Origin of the sequence: Gemmatimonas sp. UBA7669 (genome assembly GCF_002483225.1) — a bacterium.
Lineage (GTDB): Bacteria > Gemmatimonadota > Gemmatimonadetes > Gemmatimonadales > Gemmatimonadaceae > Gemmatimonas.
The window spans coordinates 50712-67174 of sequence record NZ_DLHL01000025.1; the positions used below are offsets into that span (position 1 = coordinate 50712).

The window sequence follows — 16463 nt, forward strand, 5'->3', positions numbered from 1 at the left end:
GCTCAGCTCAGCGGCAGATCCGCGCGCGGTTCAATGCGCCAGGGCAGATCGGGCTGCGTGGCGCGACGCCAGGCGTCCCGCAACGTGCGCAGGCACTGGGCGGCTCCCACAAAGTCATGCTGCGCCACCGCATCCTCACACCACGCGTAGAGCGCGTCGAAACTGCGCGACGCCGACGACTCGAGGTCCAGCGCTTCCCGCAGCAGGCCGATCGACCGGCGTGCGCCAGACGGATCGAAGGCCTCGCAGGCGCGAATGGCTCGATCGTAGGCTCGCATAAGACGCGCGAGCGGATCGGAAACAGCCTGGTGATCGACGTCGATCACCGGAAACGACATGGCAGGCGTAGGAATTGGCACGGCTCGAGGAGCTGAAGTCACATGGGCGCCGTTATGGCGCTGATTCAGTGTGTCGGCTTCCCCCTTCCAGGACTTGAACGACAGATACAAAAGTCGGGCAACAGCGTGTGATATGGCGCACTGGGCGTGACACCAGACGTTCTGAGCTGAACGTGGCGCCGTGTTCATGTCGTATTCATGCACGGGCTGCAGCTTTGGGAATGCTCCGAACTCCCCCCCTGTCAGCGGTGCCTCGCGCTCTGGCCCTGGCGCTGGCCCTCGCGCTGTCGCCGGCCGTCGGCACCGAGCTGCCGGCGCAGGCCGCAGGCACCCCGCCGCACAGCTCGTCACTCGACCTCACCGCCGCCGTGGAGATGGCACGGCAGCAAGGCCTGCTGCGCCAGCTGGCCGATGCCCGTGGGCGCATTGCCGATGGCCGGGTGCGTGAAAGCACCCAGTGGCTCAACCCCACCCTTGAGTGGCGGCGCGAAAACCTCGGCAGCCCGCTGCAGCCCGACATCTTCGCCACGGCCTATGTGCCGTTCGATCTCGCGGGCCGGCGGCTGGCCCTGCGCGGTGCTTCCTCGGCGGGCCGCGGTCGTGTGCAAGCCGACCTGCAGCACGAGCGCCGCATGGCCGAGTTGACGGTGGCGCGAGGGTGGCTGGAAGCCGCCTCGGCACATGAACTGGCCCGTGTCGTGACCGAGCAGGCGGCGGCGCTGCAGGAACTGGCACGTGTGGACTCCACGCGGGTGCGCGAAGGCCTGGTGGCTGAAGCCGTTGGCCTCAGGACGTCGCTCGAGGCCGACCGGGCACGGATGACGGCGGTGCGCGCCCGTCAGAGCGAAGGCGAGCTTCTGCTCACCCTCTCCCGGCAGTTGGGCGCGACCGTGCAGGCTGCGCAGTTGGCGGCCCTCATGGCGCCGGGCCTGCCGGACGCGCCGGACTCGCTGTTGGCCGTGGAAACCGCTCAGCGCGGTCGACCCGATCTGCTGGCGCGCGAACTCGCCGTGGCAGAGGCGCGCAAACGTCTCTCGGCGGAACAGCGCGGTGTGTTGGGCGAAGTGCAATTGCAGGGTGGCACCAAGGAAACCGGTGGCTTCATGACCGGCCAGCTGGGTGTCGCCATGCCGCTGCCCCTGTTCAATCGCAACAACGGCGCGCGTGAACGGGCCGCAGGCGAGCTGCGCGAAGCGCAGTTGCTGCATGACGATGCCAGGCGCGCCCTGCAACTGAGCGTGATTCGCGCCCGGCAGCACTATGTCGCGCTGCGCGACACGCGCGAGGCGGCTGCCTCGTTCGATGCGCGCGCCACCACACTGGTGCAGAGTGCGCGCATTGCCTACCGCGAGGGCCACCTCACGCTCACCGAGCTGCTCGATGCGGAACGCGCGGCGGTAGACGCCCGCACCGCACATCGCCAGTGGATGGTCGATGCCTGGATGGCGCGGCTCGAACTCGAGTTGGCGCTCGGGGCTCGTCTTGATGCAGAGAGCCCGCTCGACCTTCCTCTCCTGACTCCCTCGACTCCGAGTGGCCGATGACGTCCCGCCCGCTATCGTTCCTGTCTCCCGCTACGCGTTCCCCGTTGCGCACCCGCTCGGCCGGGTCACTTGCTCTGCTCTGTGGCGTGCTTGCTGCCTGCGGAGGCGAGAGCACGGACACGCCGCCGGATACGACCGCCGCTACCGTGCATGCCGACACCGCCACCTTATCGGCTGAGGCCGTGCGTATCGCCGGGTTTACCGTGGACAGCGTGCGTACGTCGCCGTGGCGCGCGGTGGTGACCGTGCCGGGCCGCCTGCAGCTCGATCCTGAAGCGTTCGAAACGATCGGCTCCATTACCGAAGGTCGCATCACCCATGTCGTGGTGCGTGTGGGTGATCGTGTGCGGGCAGGGCAGGGGCTCGTGTTCATTCACAGTCACGAGATCATGGACGCGCGCGCCGCGCTGCGAAGTGCGGAGTCGGCGGTCGAGGCCGCCGACGCAGAACGCCGTCTGGCGGAGAGTGCGTCTGACCGAGCGCAACGTCTGTTCGACAGCAAGGCCATGTCACGCGCAGAGCTGGAACGCGCGCAGGTGGCACGCACCGTGGCGGTCAGCGCGCACGCCCGCGCGGTTTCGGAGCGCGATCGTGCTGCAGCGCTGGTGGAGCATCTGGCCGGTTCGCCGCCGCTGCCTCAAGGCGCTGATGAACATGATGTGATTACCCGCACGCCCATTGGCGGCGTGGTCACCTCGCGTGACGCGCAGCCGGGCACGGTGGTGCTGCCGGGAACGCCGTTGCTCACCGTGGGCGATCCCTCACGTCTGCAACTCGTCATGCATGTGCCGGAGTCGGCGGCGGCCGGGGTGCAGCCTGGCTTCCGTGTGCGATACACCGTCGCCGATGCGCAGGGCGCGTCGTACGAAGCGCGGGTTTGGCGCGTGGCGCCCACCATCGATTCGGTGACGCGCACACTCGAGGTACTGGCGCGGCCCAGCGGACCGCTGGGCGGTCGTGCGGAGAGTTTTGTGCAGGCCGAGATCAGCGGTGAGGCGCAGGCACCGGTTCGCACGGTACCCGCGGCGGCGGTGGTGGCATTCGACGGAGACACGGTGGTGTTTCGCGCCGAGCAGCGTGGTGAGGGGCTGCATCTCGAAGCCACGCGGGTGCGCGTGGGTCGGCGCACTGCCGAGCGCGTGGAGGTGCTGGCGGGACTCGACGCTGGTGCCGCCGTACTTGTGCAGGGCGCCGGCATTGCAAAAGCCGAATTGCTGCGCCGCCGCGGTGGCGGTGGCGGCGGGGAGCACTGAGCCATGCGCTGGCTCATACATCTCGCGCTCAAGCGCCGTGGCCTGGTGGTGGGCTTCACGCTCGCCCTCATGGCCGCGGGTCTGGTGGCGCTGCAACGCATACCCTTTGACGCGTTTCCCGACCTCACCGGGACGCGCGTGGAAGTCATCACGGTGGCGCCCGGCATGGCGCCAGAAGAAGTGGAGCGGCTCGTCACTTATCCCATTGAGTCCAACCTCATGGGGGTGCCCGGCGCGGTGGGCGTACGCTCCGTCTCCAAGTTCGGTCTGTCGTTGATCACGGTTCCGTTCCCTGATCACATCGACGTCTATTTTGCGCGCCAACTGGTGCAGCAACGCCTGGCCGATGCCAAGGCGGCGCTGCCTGCCGGCATCGAACCGGGCCTCGGTCCCGTGTCCACGCCAATGGGCGAGCTGTATCAGTATGTGCTGACCAGCGACTCGCTCTCGCTCACCGAACTCAAGACCTTGCATGACTACGTCGTGCGCCCGCGCATGCGCACGGTGCCCGGTGTATCCGAGGTCAATTCCTGGGGAGGGCTGACGGAGCGACTTGAAGTGGAAGTCGATCCGGTGCGCCTCGCGGCACGTGGGCTCGGCATGGCTGATGTCGATCGTTCGCTGGCCGCCAACACTATGAGCTTTGGTGGCAGTTACCTCGAACAGGGGGGCGAGCGCTACACGGTGCGTGGGCTCGGGCGTGTGGAACGTCCCGAAGATCTCGCGCGCGTGGTGATCGGGTCCCACGCCGGCGTGCCGGTCCGCATTGGAGACGTGGCCACCGTGAAGCGGGGGGCGCTGCCGCGCAACGGTGCGGTCACCAGGGACGGCGTGGGCGAGGTGGTGAGCGGCATGGTGCTCAAGCTGCAGGGCGCCGACTCGCGGGTGGTGATTGAGGGCGTCAAGGCGCGCATGGCGGAAATCCAGCAGGCGTTGCCGGCGCATGTGGAGATCGTTCCGTTCTACGATCAGACCGAGCTGGTGGGGCGTACGTCGCGCACCATCATCAAGAATCTGATCGAGGGCGGTCTGCTGGTCATTGCGGTGCTGTTTCTGTTTCTCCGCAACGTACGCGCGGCACTCATCGTGGCCAGCGTCATTCCCATCTCCATGCTCATTGCCTTTGTGGGCATGGCCACCTTCGGGTACTCTGCCAATCTCATGAGTCTTGGCGCGCTCGACTTCGGTCTCATTGTCGACGCGTCGGTTGTGATGGTGGAAGGTTTCATCCGGCGCCTGGAAGAGAACGGCAACAGTGACCGCCGCGGCCTCTTCGAGCGCGCGGCCATCGAGGTGGGACGTCCCATTCTCTTTGGCATTGCCATCATCGTGGCGGTGTACATCCCCATCTTCACGCTCGACGGGATGGAAGGCCGCATGTTCAAGCCCATGGCCTTCACGGTGGTGTGTGCGGTGCTGGGCAGTCTCTTCCTCGCGCTCACCTACGTGCCGGCCGTGTCCAGTTGGGCACTGCGTGGCGGGCACGCGGCGCCGGCGCCCTGGATCGTGCGCCTCACCGCTGCCTATGACCGCATGTTGGCGCGTGTGATGGCGCGGCCGCTGCCCATCGTGGGTGGTTCACTGGTGCTGGTGGTGGTGGCTCTGTGGTCAATGACGCGCATCGGCACGGAGTTCATGCCCAAGCTCGACGAGGGCGCCATTCTCGTGAACACGCGGCGCATGCCGAGCGTCGATCTGGCCGACGCCACGCGGCTGTCGCTGGCCTCCGAACGCATCGTGCGGCGCTTCCCTGAGGTGGTCACGGTGGTCACCAAGGAGGGCCGCCCCGATCTCGCCACCGAAGCCATGGGGCTCTTCGAGGGCGACATGTACGTCATCCTCAAGCCCATGTCCGAGTGGACCACGGCCACCAACCGCGAGGATCTTGTGGCTGCCTTCGATTCGGCCCTGTCGGTGGTGCCGGGCCTCGAGGTGTCGTTCACGCAGCCCATGGCCATGCGCCTCGACGAAGCGGAGAGCGGCATCAAGACCGACCTCGGTGTGAAGGTGGTGGGTCCCGATCTCGAACAGAATCAGGGCATCGCCGAGCGCATAAGGCGGGTGATTGCCTCGGTGCCCGGCAATGCCGACGTGGCCGTGGAGGTGGCAGAGGGCAGCGGGCAGGTGCGCATGGCCGTGCGCCGCGAGGCTCTGGCGCAGTATGGCCTGTCGGTGGATGACGTGCGGCTCGCGCTCGATCTGGCCATGGGCGCCCGCGCATCGGCCGAGTGGATTGATGGCTTCCGCCGCGTGGACATTGCCGTGCGCGTCCCGGAAGCCTACCGCGCCGACGCTGCGGCACTGGGCCGGCTCATGCTGCGCGCGCCCGGTGGCGAGATGGTGCCGCTTTCGGCGGTGGCCGAGATCGAGTCCACCACGGGGCCGGAAGTCATCGGCCATGAGGACGCCCAGCGCCGCTCCCTCGTGCTCAGCAACGTGCGCGGACGCGACCTGGGCAGCTTCGTCAGCGAAGTGCGCACGCGCATCGCGCGCGAGGTGCCGCTGCCGGCCGGCGTGTTTCTCGAGTGGGGCGGACAGTACGAAAACCAGCAGCGGGCCATGAAGCGTCTCGAGATCGTCGTGCCGCTGGCGCTGCTGCTCATCTTCGCGCTGCTCTACGTGTCCTTCCGCGATGTGCCGCAGGCCGTGCTGGTGCTGTCCAACGTGCCCTTTGCCCTGGTGGGTGGCATTGCGGCCCTGTGGATGCGCGGGCTCAACCTCAATCTCTCGGCCAGCATCGGTTTCATTGCGCTCTTCGGCATTGCGGTGCTCAACGGCGTGGTCATGGTGGAGCACCTCAATCATCTCCGCCACGATGCGCAGATGGCCGGCAAGGACGTGCTGACCCGCGTGCGGCGCGGGGCCACCGATCGCCTGCGCCCCGTGCTCATGACGGCACTCGTGGCCAGTCTCGGCTTCGTCCCCATGGCTCTCAGCACCAGCCCGGGCAGCGAGGTCCAGCGCCCGCTGGCCACGGTGGTCATCGGGGGGCTCGTGACCAGCACCGTGCTCACGCTGTTCGTACTGCCGGTGCTGTATGCCTGGCTGGAGCGCCGCCGCAAGGTGCGTGTGCGTGCTACTGTTCAGGCACCTGATCACGCCGTTCCGGCTGCCGCGACCACGTAACCCGCTCATGACCACTGCGCCCGACCCGCTGCTGCGTTTCCGCGACGAGTTCCCGATTCTCGCCACGTCCACGTATCTGGTGTCCAACTCGCTGGGGGCCATGCCACGCACGGTACCGGCGCAGTTGCAGCTGTACACCGATGCCTGGCAGTCGCGTGGCGTGCGGGCCTGGGCCGAAGGCTGGTGGGAGTTGCCGGTCACGATGGGCTCACGCATTGCGCCCCTCATCGGTGCACCTGCCGGCAGCGTGGTCATGGTGCCCACGGTCACGATGGGCATGAGCACCATCCTCACCGCGCTCGACTATCCGGCTGAGCGCAACGAGGTCGTGATGACGGCCCTCGACTTCCCGTCGGTCAAGTACGCCTACGAGGCGCTGGCCCCGCGGCTCGGTGCGCGAATCGTGGAGGTGCCCTCCGATGACGGGTTGGGCATCGACATCGACCGACTGCTGACCAGCATCACCGAACGCACACGGCTGGTGGCCATTTCGCATGTGCTGTTCCGTTCGGCCTACATCCTCGATGCGGCGCGCATCTGTTCACGGGCGCGTGAGGTTGGAGCGCTGGTGGCGCTCGATGCCTATCACAGCGTGGGCGTGATGCCGGTGGATGTGCAGGCGCTGGGAGTGGACTTTCTCTGCGGCGGCGTGCTCAAGTGGCTCTGCGGCGGCCCCGGCGGCTGCTTTCTCTATGCATCGGCCGCCATGAGTGCGCAGTACGCGCCCGCGCTCACCGGCTGGCAGGCGCACCGCACGCCCTTTGCCTTTGATCCGGCCATGCAGTACGCCGATGGGGGCTGGCGCTGGCTGGGCGGCACCCCGGTGGTGCCCGCGCTCTATGCCGGTCTCGAGGGGCCGCGCATCGTGGCCGAGGCGGGCATGGAGGCCATTCGCGCCAAGAGTCTGCGGCAGACGGCGCAGCTCATCGCCGACGCCGATGCCCGTGGCTGGACCGTGCATGCGCCGCGGGACGAAGCGCGGCGCGGCGGCACGGTGGCTTTCAGTCTGCCGCACGCTGCCGAGGTGGCGCGGGCCCTGCTCGCCCGCGACGTCGTCATCGACTACCGCCCGGGCGCCGGTATTCGGGTGGCGCCGCACTTCTACACCACCGACGCCGAACTGGCGGCGGTCATCGCGGCCATGGACGACATCCTCGCCACGGGGGCCTGGCGCGAGTTTGCCGGGGTGACCAGCACGGTCACCTGATGGCCGTGGGGAAGCGCGCTGCCGCGGCCCCTCACACCTGTTGGCCGCGCTGGCGTCCGTGCGTGCCCCGTGGCAACTTTCGGATGTTGCTTCCTGCCCCTCTGACCCCGCCCCGATGAACTCGCCCATCCAGCCGCCCCGCAAGCTGCGCAAGCAGTACGTGAACAACACGCATCCGCTCATTGTGCTCAAGTTCGAAGACGGGCACGAGATCAAGGTGTATCAGAACACCGGCAAGGTGTTCGATGCGTGGGCGGGTGAGACCGTGAAGATCATGGCCGTCTTCGACCCGACGTCGAGCGACTGGGAGCTGGTCGAGGCGCGCAAGGCCGACGCCTTCGAGAACGCCGCCGAGTAATTGACGCACTGCTGGCCCGTCGGCAGTCAGTGTTGCCGACGGCGTCCATCCTGCCACATGCCATGCGGCATGCACCTGTTGCTCCGGTGCATGCCGCATTGTACTATGCCGATGTGATCGGGAGCCCGCTGCAACCTCGCTGCACGCCCACGCTCCAGGCGACGCTTCGGCGTCGCGGCGCCGTCGTCGCCCTTGAAAGCTCGGTGTTGGCGCAGGGCCTGCTCCCGCCGCACAACCGCGAGGCCGCCGAACGCATGCTGGCCGCGGTACGTGGGGCCGGTGCGTTGCCCGCCGTGACCGCCATCGCACGCGGCGTCCCCGTCCTCGATCTCGAGGGCGAAGACCTCGAGCGGTTCCTGCGCCGCGATGGCGTGCGCAAGGTGTCGGCGCGCGATCTGGCGCTGGCCATGGCGCAGGGCGCCGATGGGGCGACCACCGTGGCCGGCACGCTGGCGCTCTGCGCGCTGGGTGGGCTCGAGGTGTTTGCCACCGGCGGCATCGGGGGCGTACATCGTGATGCCCCCTTCGACGAGTCGGCCGATCTCGTCGAGCTGGCCCGCACCCCGGCCATCGTCGTCTGCGCCGGTGCCAAGAGCATTCTCGATCTGCCGGCCACCCTGGAGCGTCTTGAAACACTGGGCGTTCCGGTGGTGGGCTACGGCACCGATGAACTGCCGGGCTTCTTTTCGCGTTCCACTGGTCTCAGGCTCTCGGCACGTGTTGATGCACCCGGCGAGCTTGCAGCGGTGTGGCGTGCCCATCGGGCCCTGGGACGGCCTGGTGCGCTGCTGGTCGTGCAACCGCCACCGGCGTCCGATGCCGTGCCGGTGGATGTCGTCGAAACCGCGACACAGGCTGCTCTGCGCGCCGCGACTGCGGCGGGCGTTCGTGGGGCAGCGGTGACCCCCTTCCTGTTGGCCGAAATCCAACAGCGTACGGATGGACGATCGGTTCGCGCCAATCTGGCGCTTCTCGAGGCCAACGCACACCTCGCGGGGCAGGTAGCTGTCGCACTGGCAGCCCTTGACACGCAGGACACGCTGGCGGCCCCGAGTTCCGCCTGAAAAAGCGCCCGATCGCGATACGCGCGGTATCGGCACGTTGAACCAACCCGGGCGTGCACGGTACTATCCGGTAACCCGCTGTATCCGGAGGCCTGTTTCGCAATGTCCAACCCGTTCCTGAGTTCCGAGGAGTACGACGAGCGCGCGCACGCCCTCTACAACGAGGGGCAGTACGACGAGGCGCTTGAGCTCCTGCGCGAGGGACTCTCGCTGTACCCGTCGGCAGTGGAGCTGCACGTCGGGGCCGGCTACGCGCGCATGGCGCGCGAGGAGTACGTCTGGGCGCGAAAGCGCTTCGAGGAGGCCCTCACGCTCGACCCCGAGCACGAGGATGCCCTGGCCGGCCTGGGAGAGGTGTTGCTCAAGTTCGGGCAGACGGAGGCCGGTATGCAGGCCTTCGAACGCACCATCGAACTGGGCTACGAGGACGACGTCGATCTCATGCTGCAGATCGGTCGCGCCCTCTTTCGTGAAGGGTACGTGGAGGCGTCGCTGCCGTACTTCGAGCGCGCCATCCAGCAGGCCGAGGACTCGGCTGAGGCCGTGGCCTGCATCGGCTACGCGCAGCATCGGCTGGGCAACGATGTGGAAGCCATGATCGCACTGCGGCGGGCGCTCACCATCGACCCGTCGTTTGCCGAGGCGCGTGTTTACCTCGCCAACCTGTTGTACGACGGGGGCGATCTCGATGGCGCGCTGGTGGAGTTCGAGGCCACCACACCAGCCGATCACTGGGATGAACTCGGCATCTGGCGTGTGATGGAGCTCAAGAAGTCCATCTACAAGCTGGCCGAGAACGATGGGGAGCTGAAGCCGTGGGAAGCCCGTCTGGTGGAACTGGCTGGTGAGCCGGACGCCATCGACGAGTTGCTGGCCGAGGTGGAGCAGACCGTGCTCGAGCGCGAACTGGTCGAGGACGGCGAATCACAGGGACAGCTGGAGACGCTCGGCACGCTGCTGACTGGCCTCGTCAGTCAGCAGCAGGCCGGCGGGCCCGGCACCGAATCCGAGGGCGAAAACGCCAGCGGGGTCGCATCGGAGGGCTCGTCCACCGACGTGCTCATGACCGATGACGATCTGCATCGCGTGATCATGCGCGACGGAACGGTGTTCGAGGGCACCTGGGAGGCCATCGTGCAGGCGCTGCGTGACGCGCGCGATGCCGGCCGCCCGCTCGAGGAATTCATGGCGCAGGAAGCGCGACGCTTCTACGGGGCAACGGGACGTCAGGTGGCCTCGCATGCGCCCGAGGCCTTTCTGCGTGGCGGTGCCGAGGCCGGCATGCTGCGCATCGTGCGCTGAGCGGATGGCGCTGCGCATTCGCGTGGGGCCCATTCCGGCCGCACGCCCGATGTCTCACTTTGTCTGACGGGTTCCGCATGACGGGTTCCGTATGACCGGTACCGACGCATCGCTCACTGCTCGCGCCGCGCTTGACGCGGCGCGACGTGTCTTCAGCCCCGACGCCATGGCCACGTCCACCGCACCCGTGCTGTGGGACGCGGCCCAGGTCGTGCTCCAGCGTGTGGTGGGGCGGCCGGAACTCACCGGTCAGGCGCTGGTGGGTGAGGCACGGCGGCTTGGTGTGCTCACCATCAGTGATGCGCACGCCCTGGTGGGTCTCTCGTCGTGGGCCGATCGCAGCGATGCACCGGCCACCACGGAGTCCGAACGCATTCTGCTGCGCGAAGCCTGGATGGCGCTCGAACACGCCGTCCCCGACAGCGCCCCAAGCTTCGCGCCGCCGCCATACGCTCCGCCGTCCGGCTCGTCAGCGACGGCGTCGTTCGGCGCGTCGCCCGCAGCGTCTTCCGGAGGGGCATCGACCGCGCCGCCTCATTCGTCGCATTACTCTCCGCCGCCACCACCCCCGTCGTCCATGCCGCCGCTCATGGGGGCAGCGGCATCGACTGACAGCGGTGACCGGCGGCGTCTGGGCCTTCCGCCGCTGGCCTGGCTGGCGGTGGCGGTGCTTGTGCTGGCCGCCGCCATCGGTGGCGGTTGGTGGTGGCAGGGCCGCGCCGATCGCGCCTTTGCCGAGGCCAGCGCAGCCTACCGCAGCGGCAACACCGTGCTGGCCCGTAGCGCCATGGCCGACATGGCCCGCCGCTTCCCCAACGACGCGCGGCCCCTTGTGTACCTCGGCCGACTCTCGCGTGATGATGGCGATCTGCCGCGCGCCCGTCGCTTCCTCACCACGGCGGTTGAGCTCGCGCCCAACTCCGCCATCGCCTCGCGTGAGCTCGCCTCGCTCATGCTGACCGAGGGCCAGCCGGAAATCGCGCGACGCTTTTACGTACGGGCATTGCAGATCGATCCCGCCGATCGGGTGGCGCAGGGTTTTCTCGCCTGTGCGCTGCATCGCCTCCAGCGCTTCGACGAGGCGCGTCGCTGGTACGAACGCGCCGGTCCCGGCGAGTGGCAGGGCTGTCTGGCCACGCCACCCCTGCCGCCGGGCATGTTGCCTCAAGGCATGATGCCTCCAGGCATGATGCCCCCAGGCACGATGCCACCGGGCGCGGCACCGCGTCCCACTCCGTAACGAGCCTTCCATGACGTCGCAGCTCCTGCGGCCGAGCGACGCGCTCGCGCTGCATCACGATACCGTGCGTGAAGTCCTGCCCAATGGTCTCACGCTGCTGGTGCGTGTGGATCGCTCGGCGCCCGTGGTGTCAATTGTCACGCACGTGAAGGCCGGCTACTTCGACGAGTCGGACGACATCGTGGGCATCGCCCATGTGCTCGAGCACATGTACTTCAAGGGCACGCCGACGCGCGGGGTGGGCCAGATCGCGCGCGAAACGAAGGCCAACGGCGGCTATCTCAACGCCCACACCATCTACGACCACACCAGCTACTACACGGTGCTGCCGTCGTCGTCGTTTGTGGCCGGCCTGGACATCCAGTTCGATGCCTACGCGCGCTCGGTGATCGATGCCGAGGAACTCGCGCGCGAACTCGAGGTCATCATCCAGGAGGCCAAGCGCAAGCGCGACACGGCCTCGGCGGTGACCATCGAAACCCTGTATGCGCTGCTGCATGACCGGCATCGCATCCGGCGCTGGCGCATCGGCGAGGAGCAGATGCTGCGCGGCTTCACGCGCGAGCAGCTCGTGGCTTTCTATCGTCGCTGGTACCGGCCCGACAACACCATTCTGTGCGTGGTGGGTGACGTCAGTGTGGACGATGTGCGCCGTGAAGTCGTGGCGCGCTACGGTCCGCTGGAGGCCGGCACGCCACCGCGTGATCGTGGCCCCATGGAGCGCATCACCCCCGGCTTCCGTCACCGCGAGTGGAGCGGCGACATCGCGCCGCAGCACACGGCGTTCGGATGGCGGGTGCCGGGTCTTGCGCATCCCGATGCGGCGGCGCTCGATCTGACCGGCGTGGCCATGGGCTCGGGCCGCGCGTCGCGGCTCTATCGCGCGCTGCGCGAACGACAGCTGGCCAGCTCCGTGTCGGCGTGGAACTACACCACCGATGCCATCGGGGTGTTCGTGCTGCACGCCGAAGGCCCGCCGGCCCAGGCTCGCGCGGCGGCCCAGGCCCTGTGGCGTGAGCTCGATGCCCTGCGTCAGGACGGCTTCCGTGCCAGCGAGGTGCAGCGTGCGCAGCGCATTCTCGAGGCGCGCTGGCTCAGGCGGCTCGAAAGCATGGATGGGCAGGCGCAGTATCTCGCGTCGTGGGAGGCCGAGGGCGGCCTCGTGGCAGCGTCGCAGTACTACGACGCACTCATGACGCTGGACCGGCAGACGCTGCAGCGCGTGGTCAACACGCACCTCGATGCCGGGCAGGTGAGTGTCGTGTCGTACCGGCCGGAGCATGCCGAGCCGCTGGCTTCGGATGCTGAAGGCATGCAGGCGCTCCTGGCTGAGGTGGTGGGGCAGGGCAGCGCCGTGATGAGTGCGCCGTCGCTGCCCACACCGCCCGGCGCGGCTGTCGTCGAGGCGCCGGCCGTGCACACGCCCGGCTCGTCCGCGTCGCGCGCCGCCGGAGCCACCACCGAAGCCCAGCACGACGTGCATGTGTTCCACACACGCGGCGGCGTGCCCATTCTCGTGCATCCGCGCGCCGGCGCGCCGCTGGTGCATCTCGGACTGTTCCAGCGCGGCGGCGCGGTGCTCGATGCGGTCGAGGAGGAGGGCCGCGCCCGTCTCATGCTGCAGTCCACACTCAAGGGCACGCGTCGGCGCAGCGGTGCGCAGATTGCCGAGGCGGCCGAGGATCTGGGCAGCAGCATCAGCGTGAGCGCCGGCTTGGAGAGCCTCGGCTGGGCCCTGTCGGTGCCGTTGCGTCACCTGACCACTGCCGGTGACCTGCTGGCCGAAGTGGTGCAGGAGGCCGCCTTCCCCGCCGACGGCGTGGAGACGGAGCGTGCACAGGCGTTGAGCGAACTGGCACGCCTGCGCGATGACATGTATCGCTGGCCGATGCGTCTCGCCTCACAGGCCGTGTACGGCACGCATCCCTACGCGCGTTCCACGATTGGCAGCGAGACCAGCCTGGCCGCGCTCGATGCGTCAACCCTTGCGGCCGCACATGCCACGCAGGTGATGCAGGGGCAGACGGTGCTGGCGGTGGTCGGCGACGTGGATCCGGAACGCACGGCTGCGCAACTGGATGCGGCCTTCGCGTCGCTCGTGTATCGCGAGCAGCCGTGGATCGCGGCGGCGCCCTGGCCACAGGAAGTGCGGCGTGAGGTGGACAGCCGCGACAAGCAGCAGACGGCGCTGGCGCTGTTGTTCCCCGGGCCATCGCGCACCGATACCGACCGATACGCCACGCGAGTGCTGTCGAGCATCGCCAGTGGGCTGGGCGGGCGCTTCTTCGAGCAGCTGCGTGACGCGCAGTCGCTGGCTTACACGGTGTCGGCATTCCCCATCGAGCGCAGCGCCGTCGGCGCGTTTGCGGCCTACATTGCCACCTCACCGACGCGCGAAGAGGAGGCACGCGAGGGACTGCTGCGTGAGTTCGCGCGCTTTGTGGAGGCGCCGCCCAGTGAAGAGGAGATGGAGCGCGCGCGGCGCTATCTGCTGGGCACGCAGGCCATCGCGCAGCAGTCCGGCGGGCATGTGCTGGCCGACCTCGTGGACGCCTGGCTGTTTGGCGACGGGCTTGGTGAAGCCGCCGATGAGCGCGAGCGATTGGCGGCGGTGCAGGCGGCCGATGTGCAGCGTGTGGCCGCGCACTACTTCGATCCGCAGCGGGTGGGTGAGGGCGTGGTGCGCGGTACGGGCTGACCGCCGCCGCGTCCAGCGAACGCGCTATCGCCGGGCGCGCGCTTCGGTGAAGCGCCGCATGGCGAGTCCGATGGCCTGCACGGCGTCGCGCTCGCGGCCGTTCGCGGCCCGCAGCCCCAGTTGGCCGCGGTCGTCGGAGGGCTCACCCACTATTGCCCCGTTGATCCACGATTGCCGGGTGGCGAAGGCCAGGCTGCGGCGCATGGCGATGGTTTGCGCGTCGTCACCATGCGCTGCCGGCAAGCCGCCCACATGGACCAGCCAGTGCGGCGGCAGCGCCCGTCCGTCGGTACGCCGACCCACCGCGGCGTCATGCCAGCGGGTGAGGGCGCGCAGTCTTGCGTCCACACCGGGCAGCCCCGAAAAACTGGGATACACCATGGCGCCGATCATTTCCACCGGAGCACCGGGCGCGGTGGCCCAGGCGTAGACGCTGCTGTCGGTGGCATCGAGGCGCGCCGCGCTCCAGGCGAGCACGGTGCGAGGCCGCATGCGCTGCACGAGCGCAGCGCTGCGAATGAGCAGCGCGCGCCACCAGTCACTGCTCGGCGGCGGCGCGGCAATCCACGAGGGCAGGGGCTCGCCGAGTGCGGGAAAGAGGATGTCGGGCTTGAGCCGCTCGAGGATGCGCGCCAGATAGGCGAGACGCTCGGGACTGTCCGGCGCATCGGGCAGGCGGCCCAGTGACACGGCCACGGCGAGCTGCACACTGTCCTGGCGGAGCGCGTCGAGGCTGCGCGCCAAGGCGTCGAGCCCCGCAGCACCCAGCGGGTCGGATTGCAGCACCACCAGCACCACGTCCGGGCCAAAGGCTTCCACGAGACGGGTGTCGAGGCGCTGCCGACGTTCGGTGGGCGCCCCGCTCAGCGTGGGATAGAGACGCAGGCCCACCGCAAAGTCCCCGGCGGGCCGCGCCTGCATGGGCTCCACCTGGGCCTCGCGGTAGCTGCGCACCGCCGCCACACCGCGCGGCCACTCGAGCACCAGCAGTGTTGTGAGCGCCGTGGCAATCAGCACCAGCACTGCACGAACGGCGCCGGACAGTTTCCAGCGCGCCGGGTAGGCCGGCGCCACCATGGGCACCAGCAGGGCCAGCGGAGAGGCCAGTGCCGTGCGTCCCACGGTGAGGCCCACCACCACGTCGCGCGCGGCCACGGCGGCCTGGAGGGCCAGCGGCGCCTCGCCGGTGGTGGTGACGAGATAGTCGCCAAGGCTGACGGCCACGAGCACGCCGTCGTAGAGCAGCAGTGGCAGGGCGACGAGTGGAGAGACGAGCCGCCTGAGCAGGGCGTACAGCACCTGCAAGGCAAAGGCGAGTGTGACCACCGGCAACAGCCAGGTGATGCCCGAGATGGTGCGTGCGCCGGCTTCAAAACCGGAGGCCACGCCAATGACCACGGACGGTACCACCAGCAGCCCGCAGAATGCAGTCAACTGCGTAAAGAGCCGCGGCGCCTCACGGCGCGAGGCAATCCAGCCCGCGAGGGCCACATTCCACGCCAGCACGGCGGCGGCCAGACCGACCACCACCCACGGCAACGGATCACTCCACCAGGCGGGTCGCATGCTCGGCTGACGATAACCCGCGCGGCGCAGTGCTGGCACCCCGGGGTGCGCCGCGCCTAGTTTCCGGTATGGTCACGTCACCGTCGCCACCACCCACGCGCCCGGTGTCTGCTGCACCGCCGGCGTCGTCGTCGGTGGTGACGCTGCCCAATCTCGTGTCCGCATCCCGCGTGGGGCTTGGCATTGCCTTTCTGCTGGTCGAGTCGGTCACGGCTCGCCTGTCACTCATTGCGGTGGCCTCGCTCACCGACATGCTCGACGGCTGGCTGGCGCGACGCACGCGCGCGGCCTCGCGACTGGGCGCACTCGTCGATCCGCTGGCCGATCGGTTTTTTGCGCTCTGCGTGGTGGTGGCCTATGTGGCCGGCGGGCAACTCAGCGCGTGGCAGGCGGTGGCGCTCATGTTCCGCGATGTGATGTCGATTATCGGCTGGTTCGTGGCGCGCAATGTGTCGTGGCTGAGGCCCATTGCGTTCAAGGCGCGGATACTTGGCAAAGTCGTCACGGTGCTGCAATTGGCCACGTTTCTTGTGGTGCTGGTGGCGCCTGCGTTGAGAGATGCGATGGTGTGGGTGGTCTTCGTGCTCGGGTTTGCGGCTTCGGTCGATTACACGCTGATGCTTTGGAGAAATCGGACGACAGCGTGAGAGGTGGGAGATGAGATTGTTGAGAGATGGGACCTAGTAAGGTGGACCGCGTAAGGTGGAACTGCGGGAAGAAACTGCGGGCGAGGTGACGGCGGTCGGGGTTGGGGTCGGGGTTGGGGT

The 16463-nt window shown here is 68.5% G+C and carries 12 protein-coding genes; 10 read left to right on the forward strand and 2 right to left on the reverse strand.

Annotated features, from left to right (window positions below; all coding sequences use genetic code 11):
* Positions 1–2 precede the first annotated feature (2 nt).
* The gene (locus B2747_RS07215) at positions 3–338 is read right to left on the reverse strand and encodes a hypothetical protein (RefSeq protein ID WP_291158501.1); all 336 of its coding nucleotides are present in this window, start codon (positions 336–338) and stop codon (positions 3–5) included.
* Positions 339–586: 248 nt separating this feature from the next.
* Between B2747_RS07215 and B2747_RS07220 the strand changes: the two genes are divergently transcribed.
* The 9 genes from B2747_RS07220 to B2747_RS07260 all read left to right on the forward strand — a co-directional run bounded on the left by B2747_RS07220 (position 587) and on the right by B2747_RS07260 (position 14130).
* A complete protein-coding gene (locus B2747_RS07220) occupies positions 587–1882 on the forward strand; it encodes a TolC family protein (RefSeq protein ID WP_291158503.1) in 1296 nt (431 codons plus the stop codon).
* Positions 1879–3135 carry an efflux RND transporter periplasmic adaptor subunit gene (locus B2747_RS07225; protein WP_291158505.1) on the forward strand — a complete coding sequence of 419 codons (1257 nt, stop codon included), beginning with the start codon at positions 1879–1881 and terminating at the stop codon, positions 3133–3135. Before B2747_RS07220 ends, B2747_RS07225 begins: the two co-directional genes overlap by 4 nt.
* Before the next feature lie 3 nt (positions 3136–3138).
* Positions 3139–6261 carry an efflux RND transporter permease subunit gene (locus B2747_RS07230; protein ID WP_291158507.1) on the forward strand — a complete coding sequence of 1041 codons (3123 nt, stop codon included), beginning with the start codon at positions 3139–3141 and terminating at the stop codon, positions 6259–6261.
* Positions 6262–6268: 7 nt separating this feature from the next.
* Positions 6269–7468, forward strand: a complete 1200-nt coding sequence (locus tag B2747_RS07235; RefSeq protein WP_291158509.1) for an aminotransferase class V-fold PLP-dependent enzyme — start codon at positions 6269–6271, stop codon at positions 7466–7468.
* A gap of 115 nt (positions 7469–7583) precedes the next feature.
* Entirely contained in the window at positions 7584–7826 is a 243-nt protein-coding gene (locus B2747_RS07240; protein WP_291158511.1) for a hypothetical protein, read from the forward strand.
* A gap of 32 nt (positions 7827–7858) precedes the next feature.
* Positions 7859–8890, forward strand: coding sequence for a pseudouridine-5'-phosphate glycosidase (locus tag B2747_RS07245; RefSeq protein ID WP_291158513.1), 1032 nt, complete (start codon positions 7859–7861; stop codon positions 8888–8890).
* Positions 8891–8992: 102 nt separating this feature from the next.
* Positions 8993–10192, forward strand: a complete 1200-nt coding sequence (locus tag B2747_RS07250; RefSeq protein WP_291158515.1) for a tetratricopeptide repeat protein — start codon at positions 8993–8995, stop codon at positions 10190–10192.
* Positions 10193–10283: 91 nt separating this feature from the next.
* Positions 10284–11432, forward strand: coding sequence for a tetratricopeptide repeat protein (locus B2747_RS07255; RefSeq protein WP_291158517.1), 1149 nt, complete (start codon positions 10284–10286; stop codon positions 11430–11432).
* Positions 11433–11442: 10 nt separating this feature from the next.
* A complete protein-coding gene (locus B2747_RS07260) occupies positions 11443–14130 on the forward strand; it encodes a M16 family metallopeptidase (RefSeq protein WP_291158519.1) in 2688 nt (895 codons plus the stop codon).
* A 24-nt stretch (positions 14131–14154) separates the two neighbouring features.
* Here the strand turns inward: B2747_RS07260 and B2747_RS07265 are convergent, their stop codons facing one another.
* The gene (locus tag B2747_RS07265; protein ID WP_291158520.1) at positions 14155–15696 is read right to left on the reverse strand and encodes a hypothetical protein; all 1542 of its coding nucleotides are present in this window, start codon (positions 15694–15696) and stop codon (positions 14155–14157) included.
* A gap of 68 nt (positions 15697–15764) precedes the next feature.
* On the opposite strand from B2747_RS07265, the gene B2747_RS07270 reads away from it, so the two are divergent.
* Complete coding sequence (locus B2747_RS07270) at positions 15765–16343, forward strand: CDP-alcohol phosphatidyltransferase family protein (protein ID WP_291158522.1); 579 nt, start codon at positions 15765–15767, stop codon at positions 16341–16343.
* Positions 16344–16463: the final 120 nt, after the last annotated feature.

Excerpts from the sequence above, each read along its gene's own strand:
- B2747_RS07235 (WP_291158509.1), top strand. The coding sequence starts at position 6,269 with ATGACCACTGCGCCCGACCCGCTGCTGCGTTTCCGCGACGAGTTCCCG.
- B2747_RS07215 (WP_291158501.1), bottom strand. The coding sequence starts at position 338 with ATGTCGTTTCCGGTGATCGACGTCGATCACCAGGCTGTTTCCGATCCG.
- B2747_RS07230 (WP_291158507.1), top strand. The coding sequence starts at position 3,139 with ATGCGCTGGCTCATACATCTCGCGCTCAAGCGCCGTGGCCTGGTGGTG.
- B2747_RS07270 (WP_291158522.1), top strand. The coding sequence starts at position 15,765 with ATGGTCACGTCACCGTCGCCACCACCCACGCGCCCGGTGTCTGCTGCA.
- B2747_RS07225 (WP_291158505.1), top strand. The coding sequence starts at position 1,879 with ATGACGTCCCGCCCGCTATCGTTCCTGTCTCCCGCTACGCGTTCCCCG.
- B2747_RS07250 (WP_291158515.1), top strand. The coding sequence starts at position 8,993 with ATGTCCAACCCGTTCCTGAGTTCCGAGGAGTACGACGAGCGCGCGCAC.
- B2747_RS07260 (WP_291158519.1), top strand. The coding sequence starts at position 11,443 with ATGACGTCGCAGCTCCTGCGGCCGAGCGACGCGCTCGCGCTGCATCAC.
- B2747_RS07240 (WP_291158511.1), top strand. The coding sequence starts at position 7,584 with ATGAACTCGCCCATCCAGCCGCCCCGCAAGCTGCGCAAGCAGTACGTG.
- B2747_RS07255 (WP_291158517.1), top strand. The coding sequence starts at position 10,284 with ATGACCGGTACCGACGCATCGCTCACTGCTCGCGCCGCGCTTGACGCG.
- B2747_RS07265 (WP_291158520.1), bottom strand. The coding sequence starts at position 15,696 with ATGCGACCCGCCTGGTGGAGTGATCCGTTGCCGTGGGTGGTGGTCGGT.